Here is a 20,600-nt window from a genome sequence, read left to right as displayed (position 1 = left end):
GGCGGCGCTGGGGGCGTGGCCGGTATCGCCAGTGGAGGGTGTGTCATCGCCGCGCAGTGTGGGCGCTGTGGACGCACGGCCGCCGACGGTGACCGCTTCTGCGGTGGCTGCGGCGCCGAGCTGGGTGCTGTCTGCCCGCACTGCCTTCGTCCGCTCGCCTCGGACGTCGCGTTCTGCACCTCGTGCGGGTCGCCCCGGCCGGGCACCGACCGGACCGCCACGGTCACCCCGCAGGAGGACCGCCGGCGGGTGAGCGTGCTCTTCGTCGACCTCATCGACTTCACCCCGTACGTCGAGCGCGCCGATCCGGAGCAGGTCCGCGGCATGCAGACGGGCTTCTTCTCGGCGGCCCGCCGGGTGGTCGGCCAGTACGGCGGGGTGGTGGAGAAGTACATCGGCGACGCCGTGATGGCGCTCTTCGGCGCGCCGATCGCCACCGAGACCGACGCGCTGCGCTGCGTACGGGCGGGGCTGGAGCTGCAACGGGTGCTCACCCGGTTCGCGCCGACGGGCAGCACCGAGATGCGCTTCCGGGTGGGGGTGGCCACCGGTGAGGCCCTCGTCGACGTGGCCGCCGCCCGCGACGGTGGGCAGGCCATCGTGGCCGGTGACGTGGTGAACACCGCCTCGCGGATGCAGTCGGTCGCGCCGCCCGGCGGGGTGCTGGTCTGCGGCACCACGCACGCCCTGACCAAGGACGCGATCCGCTACGAGGAGCAGCCCCCGGTCACCCTGCGCGGGCGCTCCTCACCCACCGAGGTGTGGCTCGCCCTGTCCCCGCTGCGCCGTCAGCCCACCGACCGGGAGCCGGACACCACGCCCCTGGTGGACCGCGAGCACGAGCTGGGGATGCTGGTCAACGCCCTGCACCGGTCGCTGCGCGACCGGCTGCCCCAGGTGGTGACGATCTTCGGCCGGGCCGGAATCGGCAAGAGCCGGCTGCTGCGCGAGCTGTACCGGCACACCGGCCGGCTGGTGGACGAGCCGCTGACGTGGCGGACGGGACGCTGCCCGCCGTTCGGCGAGAACGTCACGTTCGCCGCGCTCGCCGACATCGTCAAGTCCGAGGCCGGCATCCTGGACACCGACCCGGCCGCCAGCGCGGCCCAGCGGCTGGGCACCGCGGTCGGGGAGCTGATCGGGCCGGGTGAGCGCGACCGGGTCGTCGACGCGCTGCGTCCGCTGGTCGGACTGCCCGGCACGCCGCTGCCGGCGGAGGAGGCGGAGTCGGCGTGGCGGCGGTTCCTGCTGGCGTTGGCGGCCCGCCGCCCCACCGTGCTGGTCTTCGAGGACCTGCACTGGGCCGACGACGCGATGCTGCGCTTCGTGGAACTGCTCGGGGCGGCGGCTCGTGAGGTGCCCCTCCTGCTGCTGTGCACCGCCCGTCCGGAGCTGGTCGACCGGGACCCGAGCTGGGCCGGGACGATCACGGGTTCGGTGACCATCACCCTGCCGCCGCTGCGCGACACCGGCATCGCCGCCCTGTACGCGCACCTCTTCGGCCAGGCGGCGTTCTCCGCCGAGATGCTGACGCCGCTCATCGAGGTGGCCGGCGGCAACCCCCTCTACGCGCACGAGTACGTCCGGATGCTGATCGAGCAGGGCGCGCTGCGCCAGTCGGGGCGGGGCTGGTCGCTGGACAAGCAGCTCGAACTGACCATGCCGGAGAGCGTGCACTCGGTCATCGCCAACCGGGTGGACCTGCTGGACGCCAAGGACCGGGCGGTGCTGCTCGCCGCCTCGGTGGTCGGGGTGCAGTTCTGGCCGGGCGCGGTGGCCGCCGCGCTGGGGCAGCCGGTCGAGTCGGTCGAGCGCGCGTTGCGCCGCCTCGAACAGCGCGACTTCGTGCACGAGCAGGCCGCGTCGACAATGGCCGGGCAGGCCGAGTTCCGGTTCCGGCACGTGCTGGTACGCGACGTCTGCTACCAGCGGCTGCCCCGAACCGAGCGGGTGGCACGGCACGAGCGGGCCGCGGACTGGCTCGACGCGCTGTCGCAGAGCCGCGACACCGACCTGGCCGAGGTCCTCGCCCACCACCGCTGGGCGGCCCACGAGATCGCGCGGTCCCTCGGCATGCAGATGCAGCGGTACGCGGGGCCCGCGCGACAGGCGCTGCACCGGGCGGCCCGCCGGGCGTACGCCCTGCACGGGCTGGAGGCGGCGGCGAGCCACGCCGGCCGGGCGCTCGGCCTGGCCGACGACAGCGACCCGGTGGGCCGGCTGCAACTGGAGCTGCTGAGCACGGAGATCTCGTTCTACCGGGACGGCAACGCGTTCCTCTCCGGCGGCGGGCCGGAGCAGGTGCACGCGCTGGCCGACCGGCTGGCGGCGCACGGTGACGACGCGTGCGCCGCGCGGGCGTGGACGCTGCTCGGCCAGGCGGCGTGGCTGCGCGCCGACCGGGGTGAGGCGTTGGCCTGCCTGGATCGCGCGGTCCAACTGTTCGAACAGCTACCGGACAGCCCGCAGAAGGCCGACGCGTACGCCGAGCTGGGCCGCCTGCACATGCTCAACTACGAGCGCGACCCGGCGGTGTCCGCGGCGGACACCGCGGCGGAGATCGCGGAGCGGCTGGGCCTGACCGAGGCGCGGACCAACGCGCGGATCACCGCGGCCACCGCCCGCTACCAGGCCGGCGACCGGATCGGCCTGGACGAGTTGCACGCCATCGTCGAGTTCAGCCGGGCCGGTCAGCTGCTCGCGCTGCCCCGGGCCACCCAGAACCTGGCCTGGGCCATCCGCGAGGAGGGCGACTGGCTGCGCTCGAACGCCCTGCTCTCGGCCGCTCCGGCGCGTACGGCCAGCGGGCAGACGCTGACCACCAGCTATTCGGCCGAGGCGATGCGGGCCTGGTTCGAGGGTGACTTCGGCCGGCTGCTGGCCGCGGCGGAGGCGTTCGTGGACACGCCGACCGGTAGCTGGGACATGCAGGTGCGGGGGCTGCGGTGCTGCCTGCTCGTGCTGCGCGACGACGAGGACCCGGCCGACCTGGGGCAGGCGCTGGCCACCGCCCGGCGCAGCGGCTTCCACCGGCTGCGCTGGACGATGCTGGGCATGGCCGCGCTGTGTCGGGCGTTGCAGGAGCGCCACGCCGAGGCTGCGGAGCTGATCGACGAGCTGGAACGGTCCTGGTCGGCGGTGCCGGCGCTGGCCAGCGGGGAGTGGATCGCCGCGGCCGCGTACGCCGGCGCCCTGGCCGGCCGGGACGCCGCGGTGCGGGTCCGGGCGATGCTGGACCGGGTCGGACATCGGACGCCGTGGTCGGAGGCGGCGTTGCGGACGGTGACGGCGGCGGTGGCGGCGGCCGACGGCGACCACCGGCGCGCGGCCGAGCTGCACCTGGCCGCCGCCGAGACGTACGGGCGGATCCCGGACGCGAGCGACCGGGTGCTGGCGCTGGCGCTGGCGGCCGCGGAGCTGACCCGGGCGGGTGACCCGGCCGGCGCGCGGGCGCCCCGCGCCGAGGTGCGCACCTTCGCCCTACGCAACGACGCGCCGGGCCTGCTGGCGCTGACCGGCCGGCCGATCAGCCCGACCGGACCGGCGGTCGCCTGCTGAGAGTCAGGCGGCCACCGGCGTCTTGAGCTTCTGCGCGTAGATGTCGACGTACTCGCGGCCGGAGAGCTCCATCACCTCGTACATGATCTCGTCGGTGACCGCGCGCTCGACGAACCGGTCGCCGGCCAGGCCCGCGTAGCGGGAGAAGTCCAGGGGCGCGCCGAAGCGGACCCGCACCTGGCCGATCCGGGGCAGCAACCGGCCGGGCGGCTGGAGCTCGTCGGCGTTGAGCATCGCCACCGGGACCACCACCGCGCCGCTCTCCAGGGCCAGCCGGGCCACCCCGGTCTTTCCCCGATAGAGCCGCCCGTCCGGGGAGCGGGTGCCCTCGGGGTAGATGCCGGCCACTCCCTGGGCGCGCAGCACCCGCAACTGGGTGTCCAGCGCGGCGCGGGCGGCTTGGCCGCCGGAGCGGTCCACCGGGATGGTGCCGGTGCCGACGAAGAACATCTTCGTCAACCAGCCCTTGATCCCCTTGCCGGTGAAGTACTCGGCCTTGGCCACGAAGGTGACCCTCCGCGAGACGATCAACGGGATGAAGATCGAGTCGAAGAAGGAGAGGTGATTGCTGGCCAGGATCACCGGGCCGGTCGCCGGCACGTGGCGCAGCCCCTCCACCCGCGGGCGGAAGATCAACTTGAGCAGCGGACCGAGGATCACGTGCTTCAACAGCCAGTAGAGCACCGGCGTCCTTTCCGAGGGGGGCGCGACAGCGCTGGCCGTCATCCCCGTGGAGCCTACGAAGCGAGCGCTCTCACCACAACGGACGGACGCTCACCACCACGACGCGGCGGACGCGCTCCCCCACGACGGTCTCCAAGGCCGGATCCATGTCGACCTCTACTCGCCGCGCTCCGTCTTCCACTGCAGGAACTCCTGGTACAGCTGCTCCTCCCGACGTCGCGTGCGCCGGTGCAGCACCCGCGAGACGACGAGGAGCACGACACCGCTGCCCAGCATCAGATAGCCGAGGGCCCGGTCGCCGGTGACCTTCGGGGCGGTGCTGAACAGCAACCCCAGCAGGGCCGAACCCAGGCCCAGGTAGAGCGCGATCCCGGGCGGCGTCTGCCGGTAGTCAAGGTGATGACGCTGCGCGAAGGTCTGAAGGTGCGGCGGGATGTTCAGCTCCTCGTGGTCGTCAGTAGCCACGTGCGCCTCTCGTTCCCGGTCGGTGGCAGGTCGCAGGGCGGTGGTCGGGACCGCGGGTCGCCCTGGCGTCAACGATCACCGAGATCGCACGTCTCGCGCAAGAACGGACAAAGAACCCCCGCCGCGACCTGCGACGGCAGCCCCGACTTTCCAAGACGCGACACAACGCACTCCCGGAACCGGCCCCTGACGTGTCACGATTCAGAGCACGACGTGCGCACGGGCGTCGAGGGGGCAGCGGTGGCCGCGCCGCAGGGCGCGTTGAGGAGGATGTCCGGGTGTCAGCGGGTGGGGCCCGCCGGGGACGGCGGGACAACGGGCTCGACGCGAGCGAGTACGCCGTCGTCGGCGATGTCGATCCGCGCGTCGGCGAGCACCTGCTCGACGTGCTGGCCGCCGGCGGGATCGCCGCCTACCTGCAACCGTCGGCCGACCTCAATCCGGTCACCCGTACCACCACCGTCCCGGCCCGTCCGGTCGACCGGCTCTACGTCGACCGTTCGCACCTGCGGACCGCCCGTGACTACCTGACGCAGCTCGCCGACGAGAGCGCCCCGGAGCAGCCCCCGGCCCGCGACGAGCCGGACATCGACGCGGAGTGGGCCCGGATCGTGGCCGGCTTCCACAGCACCCCCTCGACGACCGACGAGCGGCCCTGGCCGGCTGCGGAGGACGTGGACGAACGTGACGACCGGGACACCCGGGACGAGCCGACGGCCGGTCCGCTCGCCCGCTCCGGCGTCGACGAGGCCGGGCCCACCGCGACCGACGTCCGTCGACTGCCGTCGGCGACCGACTTCTCCGGGATCTCGGTCGGCCGCAACAGCCGGGACGATGAGCCCTCACTGCTGGACGGTCTGGACACCTTCGGCGCCGACCTGCCGGACGACGACGAGGACACCTACCACCCGCCCCCGCCGCCGCCGCTGCCCCGCGTCTCCAAGTACGCGGTGGTCGGCGCGCTCGCCGTGGTCGTCGGGTTCGTGCTCTTCCTCTTCCCGTCGCTGCTCCCGATCGACCGCTCGGCGGTCACCCTGTTCGGGTTCACGGGCATCCTGGCCGGCTTCGTCACGCTGATCTGGCGGCTGCGCCCCGGTGACGAGGAGGACGACGACCCGGACAACGGCGCCGTCGTCTAGCGCCTGTTTCATCAGCAAGAAACTGGCCGGCCGCCCTTATGAAGCTGGCCCTACCCGGCCCGCATCGCGGGACACGACCGCCCTCACTCGGGGCGTAACAGTGGTGTAACTTACTGTCAGTAGGAATACCGCTGTACGTCACTTCCCCCGCTGACTGACCGGTTTTCCCTTGCTCGTGGCGGTCAGTCCTCTGCTGATCGGAATGCCCGAGATGCGACAGAGTTCCCTCGTGGTGGTGGCCAACCGCCTCCCCATCGACGACAGCCAGGCCCCGGACGGCGCCTGCGAGTGGCGACGCAGCCCCGGAGGGCTGGTCAGCGCGCTACACCCGCTGCTGCGACACACCCCGGCGATCTGGGTCGGCTGGGCCGGCGGCACCGGCCCGGCGCCCGCCCTGCCGGACGTGGACGGCGTCCACATGCACACCGTCGCTCTCAGCCACGAGGACCTGCGCGATCACTACGAAGGCTTCGCCAACGCGACCCTCTGGCCGCTCTACCACGACGCCGTCGAGCAACCCGAGCACCACCGGCGCTGGTGGGAGGCGTACCAGCGGGTCAACCAGCGGTTCGCGGAGGCGACCGCCGAGGTGGCCGAGCCGGGAGGCGTGGTCTGGATACAGGACTACCACCTGCAACTCGTACCCGGGCTGTTGCGCGCGCTCCGCCCCGACCTGCGCATCGGCTTCTTCCTGCACGTGCCGTTCCCGCCGCCGGAGCTGTTCATGCAGTTGCCGCGCCGCGCCGAGCTGCTGCGCGGCATGCTCGGGGCCGACCTGGTGGGCTTCCAGCGGGCGCAGGCGGCACACAACTTCGCCCAGCTGGTGACCCGGGTGCTGGAGCTGCCGGCCACCGACCGTCGGATCGGGATCGACGACCGGGTGGTCCGCATCGGCGCGTTCCCCGTCTCGATCGACACGGCCGAGATGGCCGCCCTCGCCGCCCGCCCCGACGTGGCCGCCCGGGCCCGCCGCCTGCGGCAGGATCTCGGCGATCCCCGGCAGGTCATCCTCAGCGTGGACCGGATGGACTACACCAAGGGCATCGAACAGCGACTCAAGGCGTACAGCGAGCTGCTGGCCAGCGGCGACGTCAAGGTCCGCGACACGGTGCTCGTCCAGGTCGCCATGCCGAGCCGGGAACGCGTCGGTCAGTACCAGATCCTGCGCGAACGCATCGAGCGCGAGGTGGGCCGGATCAACGGCGAGTTCGGGCGGGTCGGCGAGCCCGCCATCCACTACCTCACCCAGCCCTTCGACCGGGCCGAGCTGGCGGCGCTCTACCGGGTCGCCGACGTGATGGCGGTGACCCCGCTGCGCGACGGGATGAACCTGGTCGCCAAGGAGTACGTCGCCGCCCGGGTGGACGACACCGGAACGTTGCTGCTCAGCGAGTTCGCCGGCACCGCCGCGGAGCTGTCCCAGGCGTACCTGGTGAACCCGCACGACCTGGAAGGGCTCAAGCAGGCGCTGCGCACGGCGCTGCGGGCCGACCCCGCCGACGTCATCGCCCGCATGCGGGCGATGCGCGCCCACCTGCACGAGCACGACATCCGGGCCTGGGCCCGCTCCTACCTGAGCGCCCTCGACGAGACGGGCGCGCTGGTCAGCCGCCTCACCAGCACCGACGGCACCGCCCGGGTGCCACGGCCGGCGACCCGGGCGACCCAGCACGCCGGCGGCTGACCGGGCCGCGTGATCAGCGGCCGGCGGGCTCCTTCTCCAACCAGTCCAGGATCGCGTCGATCGGCTCGGCCCAGCGCGCGTCGAGCATCAGGTCGTGCCCCATGCCGGGGAACAACAGCGGCGCCGACCCGTACCGGCGGGCGACCCGCGTCAACGTCGCCGCCGGCACCACCCGGTCGTCCGGGCTGCCCAGCACCAGGACCGGGGGCTCGCCCACGGCCGCCTCGGCCTGCGGCTCGCCCAACAGCGCCCACTGCGCGCGCCGACCGGCCCGGCCCAGCCGCGCCACGTACCGTCGGGCGTCCTCGTCGGGCAACTCCCGGCTGAACAGCTGCGCGCGGCTGAGCCGCAGCGGTCCGCCGAACACCGCCGGCAGCGTCCCGGCCGGGTTGCGGCGCACCGCCGTACCGAAGACGCCCCAGCCGCCGAAGACCGGCGCCACCAGCACCGCGCCGCGCGCCGGATAGCGCGCCATCGCGTGGGCCACCACGAGCGCCCCGGCGCCGTGCCCCACCAGGACCGCCTGGCGCGGCAGGCTCGCGGCCACCTGGGTCACATCATGGGTGTACGCGCGCAGCGTCGCCTCCGGCGCCGGCTCGCTGCCGCCGTGCCCCCGCAGGCTCAGCGCGTACGCCGGGAAGCCCCGCGACGCGGCATGGCCCAGCCAGTGCTCGGCGAACGCCCACGCCCCGTGCCCGAACCCGGGTACGAACAGCAGCGGCGGACGCCCCTGTTCCAACTCGGGTACGGCGCTGAGCACCTCACGGCGCGCCGGCCGGACCGGACGAGCCCACTCCCGGCCCCGCATGATCCGCACCTCGGTCACTGATCCAGCCTTTCGTTCGCGACTGCGGGGCTCGCAAGCTCACTCCTCGCGCTCACTTGCCCTCCAGGTCGTGCAGGGCGCGCTGGACGGCGCGCAGGTAGTCGGCGTGCCCGACCTCGAACCAGTGCCGGCTGCTGTCCTTGACCTGGCCCGCGTAGCGCTCCCCGGCCCGGTCCCGGACCCGCTGCGCGAACGCGGCGGCCCGCTCGGGTCGGTCCCGTCGGGCCAGCAGCAGCCGCGCGAAGAGCACCGTCTGCCAGTGGGACAGGGTGAACAGGCCGGAGTCCGGCTGCACCAGGCCGGCGACGGCCAGCGTGGGGTGCCCCGGCGTGAAGGCGTTGAGCCAGAGCGTGGGACGGCCGGTGCCGGCGCTGTCGCCGAACACCGACGCGTCGAGGAACTCGAAGCGCGGCAGGTAGCCGGTGGCGAAGATGACCAGCTCGGGGTCGATCTCGCGGCCGTCGGCCAGCTCCACGGCGTACGGCTGGAACCGGGCGATGTCGGGCACCGGGCCGATCCCGCCGTGGCCCACGTAGTAGACGAGCTGGCTGTTGGCGATCGGGTGCGTCTCGTACACCCGGTGGTCGGGCTTGGGCAGCCCGAAGCGGGTCAGGTTGCCGACGGTCAACCGCATCGTCCAGTGGTAGAGCCACTGGCGGACCCGCAGCGGCACCCGCAGTGACAGCAGCGCGTCGTTGATCTGGTCGGCCGGTCGGCCCAGCACGTACTTCGGGGCGTACCAGTAGCCACGCCGGGTGGAGTGCCAGCAGCGCGACGCCTGCTGGGCGGCCTCGACGGCGATGTCACAACCGGTGTTGCCGGCACCGACCACGAGCACCCGCTTGCCGCGCAACTGCGCCGGGTCCTTGTAGGACGACGCGTGCATGATCTCGCCCCGGAACTCCTCCAGGCCCTCGTAGCGGGGCAGCTTCGGCGACCAGTTGTGCCCGTTGGCGATCACCACGGCGGCGTAGCGGGAGGTGCGCTCCGGGCCGTACCCGCCGGTGGAGCGGGTCGTCACGTCCCACCGCTCCCCCGGCGCGGGCTCGACCCGGACGACCTCGGTGCCGAACCAGATGTGCGAGCGCAGGTCGAAGTGGTCGGCGTACCGCTCGAAGTACGACAGGAGCTGGCCGTGGTGGGGGTAGTCCGGCCAGGAGTCCGGCATCGGGAAGTCGGGGAACTGGGTGAACGGCTTCGACGAGATCAGGTGGGTGCTGGCGTACACCGGGCTGCGGTCGTGCCGCCAGTTCCAGGCCCCGCCGACGCCGGTCTCGCGTTCGTAGCAGTCCACCCCGAACCCGTGCTCGCGCAGGTTCTTGATGGCCGTCAGGCCGCTGGCCCCGGCGCCGATGACGCAGACCGTGTCGCCCCGGTCGGAGAGCGAGCGGCCGTCGCGGCTCTGCGCGGACGGGATCGCATCCGGGTCGGGCCGGCCCTGGTCGGTGGAGGTGGACACCGGGACATCTCCTTTTGTGCGGCACGGGTGCCGGTTCGCCGCGAAATCCTCTCCACATCGGAGCCGGATGTCCAGCCCCGGCGCGGACCGATCGGCGGGTCCGGACCGGTGGGGGTCAGGCCGTGGCGGGCAGCAGCAGGTCGACGAGCACCGGGAAGTGGTCACTGGCCCGGCGGGTCTGCGGAGTGTCCACCACGTCGTAGTCGACCACGGTGATCCGGGGGTCGACGAAGAGCGCGTCGATGCGCCGGCGCGGGTCGGCGCACGAGTAGGTGAGCCGTTCCGCGCGGTCGGCCGCGACCGCCGCGTCGGTCAGGCCGCGCGCCACCGTCGCCCAGGCCGGCCCGTCCGGGCCCTCGTTCAGGTCGGCGCCCGCCACCACCGGAGCATTCGCGGCGTCCAGGCCGCGTCGGAACTCGGCGGCCTGCGCGGGCCGCTCCGCCGGGTCGGTGGACAGGTGCGAGCCGGCGAGGGTGAAGCGGGCGTCGCCGACCCGGCAGTCGGCGTACGCCGCGCCGCGCAGGTGCCGGCCCGGGGTCAGCGGGAACCGCTGGCACCGGGCGCCGCGCACCTGCACCCGCAGGCTGGTCAGCAGCAGGTTGCCCAGGGCGGGCAGCCCTCCGGCGGCCACCACCAGGCCGAACGACTCGGCCAGCGTGGCCGACTTCTGCCGCCACCGGAACCGGCGCGGACCCTCCTGCACGATCACGACGTCCGGCTTCGCGGCCCGGACGACCGCCGCCAGCGCGGCGGTGTCGTCGCGCTGGCTGTGGATGTTGTACGACACCACGCGCAGCGGTACGCCCATCTCCTGGCCGCCCTCAGATCCGGCGGGCCAGGTCGGCCGCGCCGATCACCCCGGCGCTGTTGCCCAGCTCGGCGGGGAGGACCTCGGCCACCGGCAGGCGTCCCCGCTGGGCCAGCGCGTCGAGGTACGAGCGACGCGTCGGGCCGAGCAGCAGGTCACCGGCGTCGATCACGCCGCCGCCGACGACCAGGGCCTGCGGGTCGAGGATCTGCGCCATGTCGGCGAGGCTGGTGCCCAGCCACCGGCCGATCTGCGCGAACGCCTCGGCGGAGACCGGGTCGCCGCCCTGCGCGGCGGCGGTCACCATGTGACCGGTGATCGCCTCGGGCTCGCCGCCGGCCAGCTCCAGCAGGGCGGTGGCCCGCTGCGGCTCCTGTCGAGCGCCGGCACGGGCGAAGCGGACCAGGGCGCTGCCGCTGGCGTACTGCTCGATGCAGCCGAGCCGCCCGCAGCCGCACTGGTGCCCGTCCGGCACGGCCAGCATGTGGCCCAGCTCCGCGGCGATGCCGTGCGCGCCGCGCATCAGCTCGCCGCCGAGGACGATGCCGCCGCCGACGCCGGTGCCGATCGTGAACATGATCATTGAGTCGTCGGCGGCGCGGGCCGCGCCGTAGCGGAACTCGGCCCACGCGGCCACGTTGGCGTCGTTCTCCACGATCACCGGCAGGCCGACGGCGGCGCTCACGTACTCGCGCAGCGGCTCGTCGCGCCAGGCCAGGTTGGGGGCGAAGAGCACGGTCGAGCGGGTGGCGTCGATCCAGCCGGCCGCGCCGACGCCGACCGCCTCGATCGTTCGCCCGGCGGCCAGCTCGTCGACCAGCTCGATGATGACGTCGCGGGTCTTGGCGACGTCGTCGGCGGGGGTGTCCCGTCGGCTCTGCACGAGGACCGTGCCGGTGTCGTCCACGACACCGCCGGCCACCTTCGTGCCACCCACGTCGACTCCGATGGTCAGCGTCACCGCCGCCGCTCCCCTCTGCTGTGCTGTCCGGCTCGCGCGCGCCGCGGGGCACGCCGGTCCGGATCGCGATGTCCCGCGCTCAGGCGCCGCCGCCCGGCGCGTCCGCGCCGGTGTCGTCGGACGCCCGCGAAGCGGGCACCACGGGTCGGCTGGTCGGCACCGGCGCGGCCACCGCCCCGGCGTCGTCGACGGGTGCCGCGGTGGCCGGGGCGGGTGTGTCCGCCGACCGGGTGGCGACCGACCAGACATCCCGCTCCGGCGCCGGTTGGGAATCATGCCCGGTGCGGGTGGCATCGCGCCACACGTGCTCGTCGAAGGCCTCGGCCGACCGCGCGGTCGAGGCCGGCCGCGCCGGCTCGCCGTCGCCGCCCGCACCGGCCGCCGCCTGCGACGACGCGGCCCACTCCGGCCCGGTCGTCGGGGACGGCTCCGGCGGCGCGAACGCGCGGAGCAGGCTGGCCACGCCGGCGGCGAGGTCGCCCGCGCCGGTGGCGAGGCGTTCGGCGAATTCCGGACTCGGATCGCGCAACGCGGCGATGCCACGACAGACCGGGCAGACGCAGCATTCGGCCGAACCGGTGGCGAAACCACCACGGGCGCGATCGCCGCCGCCCGGAGCGGCACTGTGACCGAGGACACCGGCCAACATCCCGCCCAACGGGCCGAACGCGCCGCCCGTCGACCCGCTGGAGGCCAGCCGCGCCCCCGCGAGCAGGGCCGCCACCAGACGCTCCGCCTCTTCCCGGGCCGAACCCGGGTCCGTTCCGCCCACCCTCGGCTCCTCTACCCCGCTGCCGGACGCGTCACTGCGCCGCACCGGGTGCTTCTACCCGGCGCTTGAGCTGCTTCAACGCCGTATCCATGATCATTTTCTCGGCCTTGCGCCGAAACATGCCGAGCATCCCCACGGACAGCTCGACCTCCAGCGTGTACGTCACCGTGGTGGTCCCGTCCGGGTTGCCCACCAGGTCGTACGAGCCACGCTGGCTCTTCTGCATCTTCGAGGGGGCGACCAGATGCCACTCGACGCGGGACAGGTCCTCGGCGTACTCGTAGGCGAGCACGTACTCGTCGGCCATCACCCCGGCGTCGATGGTGAACCGCACCTGGCTGGCGTAGCCGTCCTCGTACTCCTCGATCACCTCGGCACGGCGGACCGCCTCGGTCCACTCGGGGTAACTCGGGAAGTCGCAGATGACCGTCGCCACCCGGTCGGGTGACGCGCCGATGATGATCGACTGGGTGGAGGAGTCCGCCATGGGGGGAGGCTACCCGGCTGACGCCGCCCACACCCCCCGCCGCCCCCGCCGCGCCCTGCCTACCCCACCCGAACCGCCCGCCGGGTAGGTTTCGACAGAGCCGATGCTCTCGGGCAGAGTCCGGCCCAGGCCAGTGCGAGCACGAAGGAGTGCAAGTGCGCGAGTTCTCCGTTCCACCGATCGTCACCGTTGGCGAGGCGGCCAACCTCACCGATCCGGTCTGGGACAACGCCGAGATCGCGCCGGACACCGTGCAGTTCGCCCGCGCCACCCGCTCCGCCGACGGCGGCGACACCACCACCTGGGCCGAAGTGACCTGCCTGCAGTTCCGCGACGAGGTGGCGGCCGTGGCCCGGGGCCTGATCGCCGCCGGCATCCAGCCGGGCGCGCGGGTCGCCCTGATGAGCCGGACGCGCTACGAGTGGACCCTGCTCGACTACGCCATCTGGGCGGCCGGCGGGGTCACCGTACCGATCTACGAGACCTCCAGCGCCGAGCAGGCCGCCTGGATCATCGCCGACTCCGGCGCGGTCGCCGCGCTTGTCGAAACGGGCGCCCACACCGAGCTGATCGCCGGTGTCCGCGACCGCCTCCCCGAGCTGACGAACGTCTGGCAGATCGACCGGGGCGCGGTCGACGAGCTGGTCGCCGTCGGCGCGACGGTCGAGCTGGCCCAGGTGGAGCAGCGGCGCAAGGCGGTCCGCGCCGACGACCTGGCCACCATCATCTACACCAGCGGCACCACCGGCCGCCCCAAGGGCTGCGTGCTGACCCACCGCAACATGTACGCCGACATCGCCAACGCGGTGCCCGTGCTGCCGAACCTGTTCAACGCCGGCGCGAGCACCCTGCTCTTCCTGCCGCTGGCGCACGCGTTCGCCCGGCTCATCCAGATCGGCGTGGTGCAGGCACGGGCCACCCTCGCCCACTGCGCGGACACCAAGAACCTGGTCGGCGAGTTGCAGGAGTTCCGGCCGACCTTCGTGCTGTCCGTACCCCGGGTGTTCGAGAAGGTCTACAACGCGGCCAAGCAGAAGGCCGAGGCCGACGGCAAGGGCGGCGTCTTCGCCCGCGCCGAGCAGGTCGCCATCTCGTACAGCGAGGCGCTGGAGACCTCGCGCGGGCCGGGCCTGGCGCTGCGCGCGCAGCACGCGGTCTTCGACCGGCTCGTCTACCGCAAGCTGCGCGCCGCGCTCGGCGGGCGGTGCCGCGACGCCATCTCCGGCGGCGCGCCCCTGGGCGCGCGGCTCGGCCACTTCTTCCGCGGCGTCGGCGTGACGGTCCTGGAGGGGTACGGGTTGACCGAGACGTCCCCCGCCGCCGCCGCGAACCTGCCCACCGGCACCCGGATCGGGACCGTCGGCCGGCCGCTGCCCGGCGTGACCGTCCGGATCGAGGACGACGGCGAGATCCTGATCTCCGGCGAGCTGGTCTTCCAGGGTTACTGGCACAACGAGGCGGCGACCACGGAGGCGCTCAGCCCCGACGGCTGGTTCCGCACCGGTGACCTGGGCCAGCTCGACGCCGACGGCTACCTGAGCATCACCGGCCGCAAGAAGGAGCTGATCGTGACCGCCGGCGGCAAGAACGTCGCCCCGGCGGTGCTGGAGGACCAGGTCCGGGCGCACCCGTTGATCAGTCAGTGCGTCGTCGTCGGAGACGCGAAGCCGTTCATCGCGGCGCTGGTCACCATCGACGAGGAGGCGCTGCCGACCTTCCTGGCGAACGCCGGGCTCCCACCGGAGACCTCGGTCGAGACGCTGCGCGAGCACGAGGGCCTGCGCGCCGAGGTGCAGTCCGCCATCGACGCCGCGAACCAGGCCGTGTCGAAGGCCGAGGCGATCAAGGTCTTCCGGATCCTGCCCCGCGACTTCACCGAGGTCACCGGCGAGCTGACCCCGTCGCTCAAGGTCAAACGCCAGGTCGTCCACAAGACGTACGCGGCGGAGATCGCCGACATCTACCGCGGCTGACTACGATCCGTCACGTGCCCGCATCCACAACCGCCGTCCCACACCCGCATCCTCTCGCCGCGGCCGCCCGCGTGGTGATGCTGGCGCTGGTCGCGATCCTGACCCTGTTCGCCACCCGCGACGTCACCCAGCTGTGGTGGATCGCGCTGCTGGCGGTCGCCGGGCTGCCCTCCCTGCTCGCGCCGCAGCACCGGCTGGTCGGGCCGCTGAGCCGGGTCGCCGAGGTGGTGGTGCTGGGGCTGGCCGCGAGCCAGGTCGCCGCGGTCGCGTCGATCGGCGGCACGGTCGACGGGCTCGGCGCCTCCGCCGTGCTGCCCTACCTGGCGGTGCCGGTGACCGTCACCGCGCTGCGCCGCCGCTTCCGCGAGGGCGCGGCGCTGCTCGCGGTGACCGCCGGCACGCTGCTGGTCAGCGGGGCGCTGACCGAGGTCGACGGGGAACGTCAACTCGGCCAGGTGGGCTACCTCGCGGTCTGCGCGCAGTGGTTGATCCTGGCCGCGCTCGGGCTCTACGCCGCCGGCACCCTGCACCGGGTGATGGCCGTACGCGCCGACAGCAAGCCCCAGCCGTACGCCGAGGCCACCCGGCTGTTGACCCAACTGCGGACGGTGGCCCGGCAGCTGCCCGGGGCGACCCTGGACCCGGGGGGCATCTCCGAGCACCTGATCGACGAGCTGCGCACGGTGGCCCGGGCGGACCGCGGCGCGGTGCTGTCCGCCAGCGGCGGCGGCCGGCTCGTGGTCCTCGCCCAGGCCGGGGCGGACCGCGTGGACTGGGAGACGACGCTGGACGCGGACTCGGCCATCGCCGACGCCTGGGCCAGTCAGCAGGCCACCACCGCCGCCCGCTCGCAGTCCCGCTCGCACCGGGGTCCGGACGTGTCCGCGCTGATCGTCCCGCTGGTCGCGGGGGTACGCACGGTGGGGCTGGTGGTGCTGGAGGCCGATGTCGCGCAGGCGTACCCGCCGCCGGTGGTGTCCCGGGTGACCGGGCTGACCCGGCCCGCCGCGCTGCGGCTGGAGGCGGCGCTGCTGTTCGACGAGGTCCGGTCGCTGGCCACCAACGAGGAGCGCCAGCGGCTGGCCCGGGAGATCCACGACGGGGTGGCGCAGGAGCTGGTGATGGTCGGCTACGGCATCGACAACGCCCTGGCCACCGTCTTCGACGACGCGGACGAGACGGCCGAGGCCCTGCGGACGCTGCGCGCCGAGGTGACCCGGGTGATCCAGGAGCTGCGGCTGAGCCTCTTCGAGCTGCGCAGCGAGGTGGACCGGCAGGGCGGCCTGGCCGCGGCGATCGCCGAGTACGCCCGCACCGTCGGCGCGTCGGGCGGGTTGCGGGTGCACCTGTCGCTGGACGAGTCCACGGCCCGCCTGCCGGCGGCCACCGAGGCCGAGTTGCTGCGCATCGCGCAGGAGGCCGTGACCAACGCCCGCAAGCACGCCGGAGCGTCCAATTTGTGGGTCACGTGTGAGGTCGACCCCCCGTACGCGCAAATAGAAGTGTCGGATGACGGTCAGGGGATGGCTGACCAGCGCCCCGACGGGCGGTACGGTCTTGCGATCATGGCCGAGAGGGCGGAACGTATCCGGGGCCGGTTGGAGATCAGGCCGCGGCAACCCAGCGGCACGACCGTGGCGGTGGTTCTCGGCACCTCGTCCCGGCGCGATAACGTGCGTGACAGCGCAGCACCAGAAGGGGAGTAACCCGAGGATGACCACAAGTCCGACACCGGCCACCCGCACCAAGGTCCTCCTTGTTGACGATCATGACCTGATTCGTAAGGGCCTGCGGCACGCCTTCGAGCGCGACCGTCAGTTCGAGGTCGTCGGCGAGGCCGCGACCGCGGCAGAGGGGGTACGCCAGGCCGGCGCCCTCCAGCCGGACGTGGTGATCATGGATCTGCGGCTGCCCGACGGCAGCGGCCTGGAGGCCACCCGCGCGCTGCGCAAGTCCAGCGCGTCGATGGGCATCGTGGTGCTGACCATGTACGCCGGCGACGACCAGCTCTTCGGCGCCCTGGAGGCCGGGGCGAGCGCCTTCGTGCCCAAGACCGCCCCGGCCGACGAGGTCGTGGCCGCCGCGCGGCACGCCGCCTCGTCCCCGAGCGCGTTCACCGCCGCCGACCTGGCCGAGGCGATGAAGCGTCGGCTCGCCCCCTCCGGCCCGCAGCTCTCCCCCCGCGAGGGGCAGGTGCTGCGGCTGCTCGCCGACGGGATGAGCGTGGCGGGCATCGCCAAGCAGCTGTTCGTCAGCGAGTCCACGGCGAAGACGCACATCTCCAAGCTCTACGAGAAGCTCGGCGCCGCCAACCGGGCACAGGCCCTGATGACCGCGCTGCGACTCGGCCTGCTCGAAGCGCCGGACGCGCCGAAGTTCTGACCCGCGCCCGTTCGTCGAGCGTAATTCCGTAACCGAAGGTCCGCGCCGGCTCGCCGCCGTCGCGGACCTTCGCGTATCGACCGACGTCCGCGACGGGTGGACGGGCACGCTATGGTCTGGCGGGTACCGCGGGGGCAGAATACCCGCGCGGGCGATGACGTCCGCGTCGTGGACTCAAGGGGTGAGCGCATGCAGCGGCCGGACTGGGCGCCCGACACCATCGACATCGAGCGCCCGAGCGTCGCCCGGATGTACGACTACTACCTCGGCGGATCGCACAACTTCGCCGCCGACCGGGCCGCCGCGCAGGCGATGGTGGCGGCCGTACCGGAGGCGCCGCTGGCCGCGCAGGCCAACCGCGCGTTCCTGCGCCGGGCGGTCCACCACCTCGCCGAGGCCGGCGTCCGCCAGTTCCTGGACATCGGCTCGGGCATCCCCACGGTCGGCAACGTGCACGAGATCGCCCAGCGGATCGACCCGGCGTCGCGGGTGGTCTACGTGGACGTCGACCCGGTCGCGGTGGCGCACAGCCGGGAGATCCTGGCCGACAACGACCGGGCGACGATCGTCCAGGAGGACCTGCGGCACCCGGAGGAGATCCTGGCGCACCCCGACACGCGCCGGCTGCTCGACCTCGGCCAGCCGGTGGCGGTGATGATCGTGGCGGTCCTGCACTTCGTCCCCGACGACGACCGGCCGGCGGAGTTGCTGGCGACGCTTCGGGACGCGGTGGCACCCGGCAGCTACCTGGTGTTGTCGCAGGCCAGCGACGACGGCCGCGCCGGGGAGGAGCGCGCCGAGGCCGAACGCGTCTACCGGCGTACCGACAGCCCGCTCACGATTCGCAACCGGGCCGAGGTGACCGCCCTCTTCGACGGGTTCGAGCTGGTCGATCCGGGCGTCGTCTGGGTGCCACAGTGGCGACCGGACACCCCCGAGAGCGCGGAGGACGCCGAGCGGGCGGTCTTCATGGGCGGCGTCGGGCGACTCGGTGACTGAGTCGCCCTCGGCGGTCACCCGCCCCGGCACCTTCGCCCGCGCCTGGGCCAAGGCGGTCTCCGGTACGAGCTACCTACCGATGACACAGGCCCAGCTCGAGGCCCTGTTGCAGAGGCTCGCCGGCCAGTTGGCCCAGGCGCTGCTCGCCGAGCCGTTCGACCTGCGGGCCGGGCACCGGGTCGGTGCGGAGTTGGTCGCCGCGCACATCGCGTCCGCCGAGGGACTGGGCCGTACCGTCGAGGTGATCCAGCTCCGGCTCGTGCGGGACCTGGGACTGGTGGCCGAGGACGTCGAGGACCGGATGGCCCGGCTCCTGGCCGCCGTGGCGACCGGTTACGCCCGCGCGCTGCGGGACCGCACACTCGATGAGCAGGAGTCCATCCGCCGGGCCGCCATGATGGCGCGCACCCAGGCCGAACGGGCGCTGCGGGCCAGCGAGGCGCGGTTCCGCCACCAGGCCACCCACGACCCGCTCACCGGTCTGCCCAACCGGACGCTGTTCACCGAGCGGCTCACCGCCGCGCTCAACGAGCCGGGCCGGGGCGCCCAACGCGTCGGGGTGTGCTTCCTCGACCTGGACCGCTTCAAGGTGGTCAACGACACGCTGGGACACCAGGTCGGCGACCGGTTGCTGACCACGGTGGCCGACCGGCTGCGCCAGTGCCTCGGTGAGCATCTGGTGGCCCGCCTCGGTGGGGACGAGTTCGTCATCCTGGTGGAGGGCGCGGGCGGCACCGACGCGGTCGTGGAGGTCGCCGAGAGCGCTCTGGCCGCGGTCCGGACACCCGCGGTGGTCGACGGGCACGAGCTCCAGGTCACGGCGAGCATCGGCATCGTCGAGCGGCAGGTGGCCGGCTCCAACCCGAGTGACCTGATGCGGGCCGCCGACAGCACCCTGCACTGGGCGAAGTCGGCCGGAGGGGCGCGCTGGGCGCTCTACGACGCCGAGCGCAACCGTCGCGAGCTGGCCCGGTACGCCCTGTCGGCGGCCATCCCGGCCGCGCTGGAGCGGGGCGAGTTCTATCTCGACTACCAGCCCCTGACCTCGCTGCGCGACGGCCGACTGCTCGGTGTGGAGGCGCTGGTCCGCTGGCGACACCCGGAGCTGGGCGTCCTGCGGCCGGACAGCTTCATCGCGCTGGCCGAGGAGACCGGTCTGATCGTGCAACTGGGCGGGTGGGTGCTCGCCGAGGCGTGCCGGGAGGCGGAGGCGTGGTCGACCGATGGCGCGCAGGCGCCGTTCGTGAGCGTCAACCTGGCCGTCCGGCAGGTGCACCGGCCCGGTCTGGTGCGGGAGGTCCGTACGCTGCTGCGCCAGACCGGCCTGCCGCCCGAACGACTCCAGTTGGAGATCACCGAGAGCACGATGATGAGCAGCGCCAAGGAGCCCGTCCGGGCGCTGCGGCTGCTGGCCGACCTGGGCGTACGGATCGCCATCGACGACTTCGGCACCGGCTACAGCAACCTGGCGTACCTGCGGGATCTGCCCGTCACCGAGCTGAAGGTGGCCGGCGAGTTCGTGGCTGGCCTGCGGTCGCCGACGGTGGGGCGTACCGACGAGCGGATCCTCGCCTCGCTGGTGTCGCTGGCGCACGCCCTCGACCTCACGGTGACCGCCGAGGGGGTGGAGACCGCCGGGCAGGCCGAGCGGCTGCGGGCGATCGGCTGCGACGCCGCCCAGGGCTGGCACTTCGGCCGCCCGGCCCCTGCCGACCGCATCCTGGCCCGCATCCGCTGAGCCGGCACGGGCACCCGCACCGTCGCCCACGGCCGTAGACAACGTCTACGGCGAACTGGTAGACAGTGTCTATGACCGTGGAGGAGGCCGGAGTCCGGGCCCGGCTGGTGGCGGCCGGAGTCGACCTCGTGTTGCGTGAGGGCCAGTCCGCCGTGTCCCTGCGGGAGATCGCCCGTCGGGCGGGCGTGTCGCACGGCGCCCCGCGCCGCTACTTCCCCACCCACGTCGACCTGCTCTCGGCCATCGCCCGGGAGGGCTTCGCCGACCTCACCGCCCGGGTGGAGCGGACGATCCACGCGGCCGGTACGGAGCCGCGTACCCGACTGGTCGCGCTGGCCCGGACGTACCTGGACTTCGCCGCCGGGCACCGCGGCATGTTCGAGCTGATGTTCCGCCACGACCTGCTGGCCAGCAGTCGTCTGCGGCTGCGCGAGACGAGCCTGCCGCTGTTCACCCTCCTGACCGACCTGGTTGCCCAGACACGCCAGCCGACCGCCCCGCCCGCGCCGGTGGTGGCCGGCGCGCTCTGGGCCAACCTGCACGGCATCGCCCAGCTCTGGGCCTGGGGCAGCCTGCCGCTGGCCACCGGCGACCGCGACGACGACACCGTGCTGCGGGCCGCGCTCGACGCGTACCTCGGCCCCGCGCGGAACTGAACGGGAGAA

The 20,600-nt window shown here is 73.4% G+C and carries 17 protein-coding genes; 9 read left to right on the top strand and 8 right to left on the bottom strand.

Annotation, left to right across the window (positions count from 1 at the left end; translation table 11 throughout):
* Nucleotides 1-15 precede the first annotated feature (15 nt).
* Nucleotides 16-3,558, top strand: a complete 3,543-nt coding sequence (locus tag AB0I89_RS16655) for an adenylate/guanylate cyclase domain-containing protein (RefSeq protein ID WP_357126807.1) — start codon at nt 16-18, stop codon at nt 3,556-3,558.
* 3 nt (nt 3,559-3,561) lie between these two features.
* On the opposite strand, the gene AB0I89_RS16650 is transcribed toward AB0I89_RS16655, so the two are convergent.
* A complete protein-coding gene (locus tag AB0I89_RS16650; protein WP_357127312.1) occupies nt 3,562-4,242 on the bottom strand; it encodes a lysophospholipid acyltransferase family protein in 681 nt (226 codons plus the stop codon).
* A gap of 156 nt (nt 4,243-4,398) precedes the next feature.
* On the bottom strand, nt 4,399-4,707 hold the full coding sequence (locus tag AB0I89_RS16645) for a hypothetical protein (RefSeq protein ID WP_357126804.1): 309 nt from the start codon (nt 4,705-4,707) through the stop codon (nt 4,399-4,401).
* Between the two features lie 278 nt (nt 4,708-4,985).
* On the opposite strand from AB0I89_RS16645, the gene AB0I89_RS16640 reads away from it, so the two are divergent.
* Nucleotides 4,986-5,846, top strand: coding sequence for a DUF308 domain-containing protein (locus AB0I89_RS16640; RefSeq protein WP_357126801.1), 861 nt, complete (start codon nt 4,986-4,988; stop codon nt 5,844-5,846).
* A 211-nt stretch (nt 5,847-6,057) separates the two neighbouring features.
* Complete coding sequence (locus AB0I89_RS16635; protein WP_357126798.1) at nt 6,058-7,530, top strand: trehalose-6-phosphate synthase; 1,473 nt, start codon at nt 6,058-6,060, stop codon at nt 7,528-7,530.
* 13 nt (nt 7,531-7,543) lie between these two features.
* On the opposite strand, the gene AB0I89_RS16630 is transcribed toward AB0I89_RS16635, so the two are convergent.
* The 6 genes from AB0I89_RS16630 to AB0I89_RS16605 form a co-directional block, all read right to left on the bottom strand.
* A complete protein-coding gene (locus AB0I89_RS16630) occupies nt 7,544-8,338 on the bottom strand; it encodes an alpha/beta fold hydrolase (RefSeq protein ID WP_357127310.1) in 795 nt (264 codons plus the stop codon).
* A gap of 70 nt (nt 8,339-8,408) precedes the next feature.
* Nucleotides 8,409-9,815, bottom strand: coding sequence for an NAD(P)-binding domain-containing protein (locus tag AB0I89_RS16625; protein WP_357126795.1), 1,407 nt, complete (start codon nt 9,813-9,815; stop codon nt 8,409-8,411).
* 115 nt (nt 9,816-9,930) lie between these two features.
* Nucleotides 9,931-10,623, bottom strand: a complete 693-nt coding sequence (locus tag AB0I89_RS16620; protein ID WP_357126792.1) for an endonuclease/exonuclease/phosphatase family protein — start codon at nt 10,621-10,623, stop codon at nt 9,931-9,933.
* A gap of 13 nt (nt 10,624-10,636) precedes the next feature.
* Nucleotides 10,637-11,584 carry an ROK family glucokinase gene (locus AB0I89_RS16615; RefSeq protein WP_357126789.1) on the bottom strand — a complete coding sequence of 316 codons (948 nt, stop codon included), beginning with the start codon at nt 11,582-11,584 and terminating at the stop codon, nt 10,637-10,639.
* 79 nt (nt 11,585-11,663) lie between these two features.
* Nucleotides 11,664-12,356 (bottom strand): hypothetical protein, encoded by a 693-nt coding sequence (locus tag AB0I89_RS16610; RefSeq protein WP_357126786.1) that lies wholly within the window; start codon nt 12,354-12,356, stop codon nt 11,664-11,666.
* Between the two features lie 31 nt (nt 12,357-12,387).
* Nucleotides 12,388-12,843, bottom strand: coding sequence for an SRPBCC family protein (locus AB0I89_RS16605; protein WP_357126783.1), 456 nt, complete (start codon nt 12,841-12,843; stop codon nt 12,388-12,390).
* A gap of 155 nt (nt 12,844-12,998) precedes the next feature.
* Here AB0I89_RS16605 and AB0I89_RS16600 point away from each other — a divergent pair, with 155 nt between their 5' ends.
* The 6 genes from AB0I89_RS16600 (at nt 12,999) to AB0I89_RS16575 (ending at nt 20,591) form a co-directional block, all read left to right on the top strand.
* Nucleotides 12,999-14,816, top strand: a complete 1,818-nt coding sequence (locus tag AB0I89_RS16600) for a long-chain fatty acid--CoA ligase (protein WP_357126780.1) — start codon at nt 12,999-13,001, stop codon at nt 14,814-14,816.
* A 14-nt stretch (nt 14,817-14,830) separates the two neighbouring features.
* Nucleotides 14,831-16,522 carry a GAF domain-containing sensor histidine kinase gene (locus AB0I89_RS16595; protein ID WP_357126777.1) on the top strand — a complete coding sequence of 564 codons (1,692 nt, stop codon included), beginning with the start codon at nt 14,831-14,833 and terminating at the stop codon, nt 16,520-16,522.
* Between the two features lie 7 nt (nt 16,523-16,529).
* Entirely contained in the window at nt 16,530-17,198 is a 669-nt protein-coding gene (locus AB0I89_RS16590) for a response regulator transcription factor (protein ID WP_007072219.1), read from the top strand.
* A 189-nt stretch (nt 17,199-17,387) separates the two neighbouring features.
* Nucleotides 17,388-18,197, top strand: coding sequence for an SAM-dependent methyltransferase (locus AB0I89_RS16585; RefSeq protein WP_357126774.1), 810 nt, complete (start codon nt 17,388-17,390; stop codon nt 18,195-18,197).
* A gap of 79 nt (nt 18,198-18,276) precedes the next feature.
* On the top strand, nt 18,277-19,935 hold the full coding sequence (locus AB0I89_RS16580) for an EAL domain-containing protein (RefSeq protein ID WP_357127307.1): 1,659 nt from the start codon (nt 18,277-18,279) through the stop codon (nt 19,933-19,935).
* A gap of 71 nt (nt 19,936-20,006) precedes the next feature.
* Entirely contained in the window at nt 20,007-20,591 is a 585-nt protein-coding gene (locus AB0I89_RS16575) for a TetR/AcrR family transcriptional regulator (protein ID WP_357126771.1), read from the top strand.
* Nucleotides 20,592-20,600: the final 9 nt, after the last annotated feature.

It is taken from the genome of Micromonospora sp. NPDC049801, assembly GCF_040656575.1.
In the GTDB taxonomy this organism is placed as follows: domain Bacteria; phylum Actinomycetota; class Actinomycetes; order Mycobacteriales; family Micromonosporaceae; genus Micromonospora.
Note: the sequence above shows the minus strand (reverse complement) of the source record. Positions and strands in the feature narration are given on the sequence as shown.

Excerpts from the sequence above, each read along its gene's own strand:
- AB0I89_RS16635 (WP_357126798.1), top strand. The coding sequence starts at position 6,058 with ATGCGACAGAGTTCCCTCGTGGTGGTGGCCAACCGCCTCCCCATCGAC.
- AB0I89_RS16630 (WP_357127310.1), bottom strand. The coding sequence starts at position 8,338 with ATGCGGGGCCGGGAGTGGGCTCGTCCGGTCCGGCCGGCGCGCCGTGAG.
- AB0I89_RS16620 (WP_357126792.1), bottom strand. The coding sequence starts at position 10,623 with ATGGGCGTACCGCTGCGCGTGGTGTCGTACAACATCCACAGCCAGCGC.
- AB0I89_RS16605 (WP_357126783.1), bottom strand. The coding sequence starts at position 12,843 with ATGGCGGACTCCTCCACCCAGTCGATCATCATCGGCGCGTCACCCGAC.
- AB0I89_RS16590 (WP_007072219.1), top strand. The coding sequence starts at position 16,530 with ATGACCACAAGTCCGACACCGGCCACCCGCACCAAGGTCCTCCTTGTT.
- AB0I89_RS16585 (WP_357126774.1), top strand. The coding sequence starts at position 17,388 with ATGCAGCGGCCGGACTGGGCGCCCGACACCATCGACATCGAGCGCCCG.
- AB0I89_RS16580 (WP_357127307.1), top strand. The coding sequence starts at position 18,277 with ATGACACAGGCCCAGCTCGAGGCCCTGTTGCAGAGGCTCGCCGGCCAG.
- AB0I89_RS16575 (WP_357126771.1), top strand. The coding sequence starts at position 20,007 with ATGACCGTGGAGGAGGCCGGAGTCCGGGCCCGGCTGGTGGCGGCCGGA.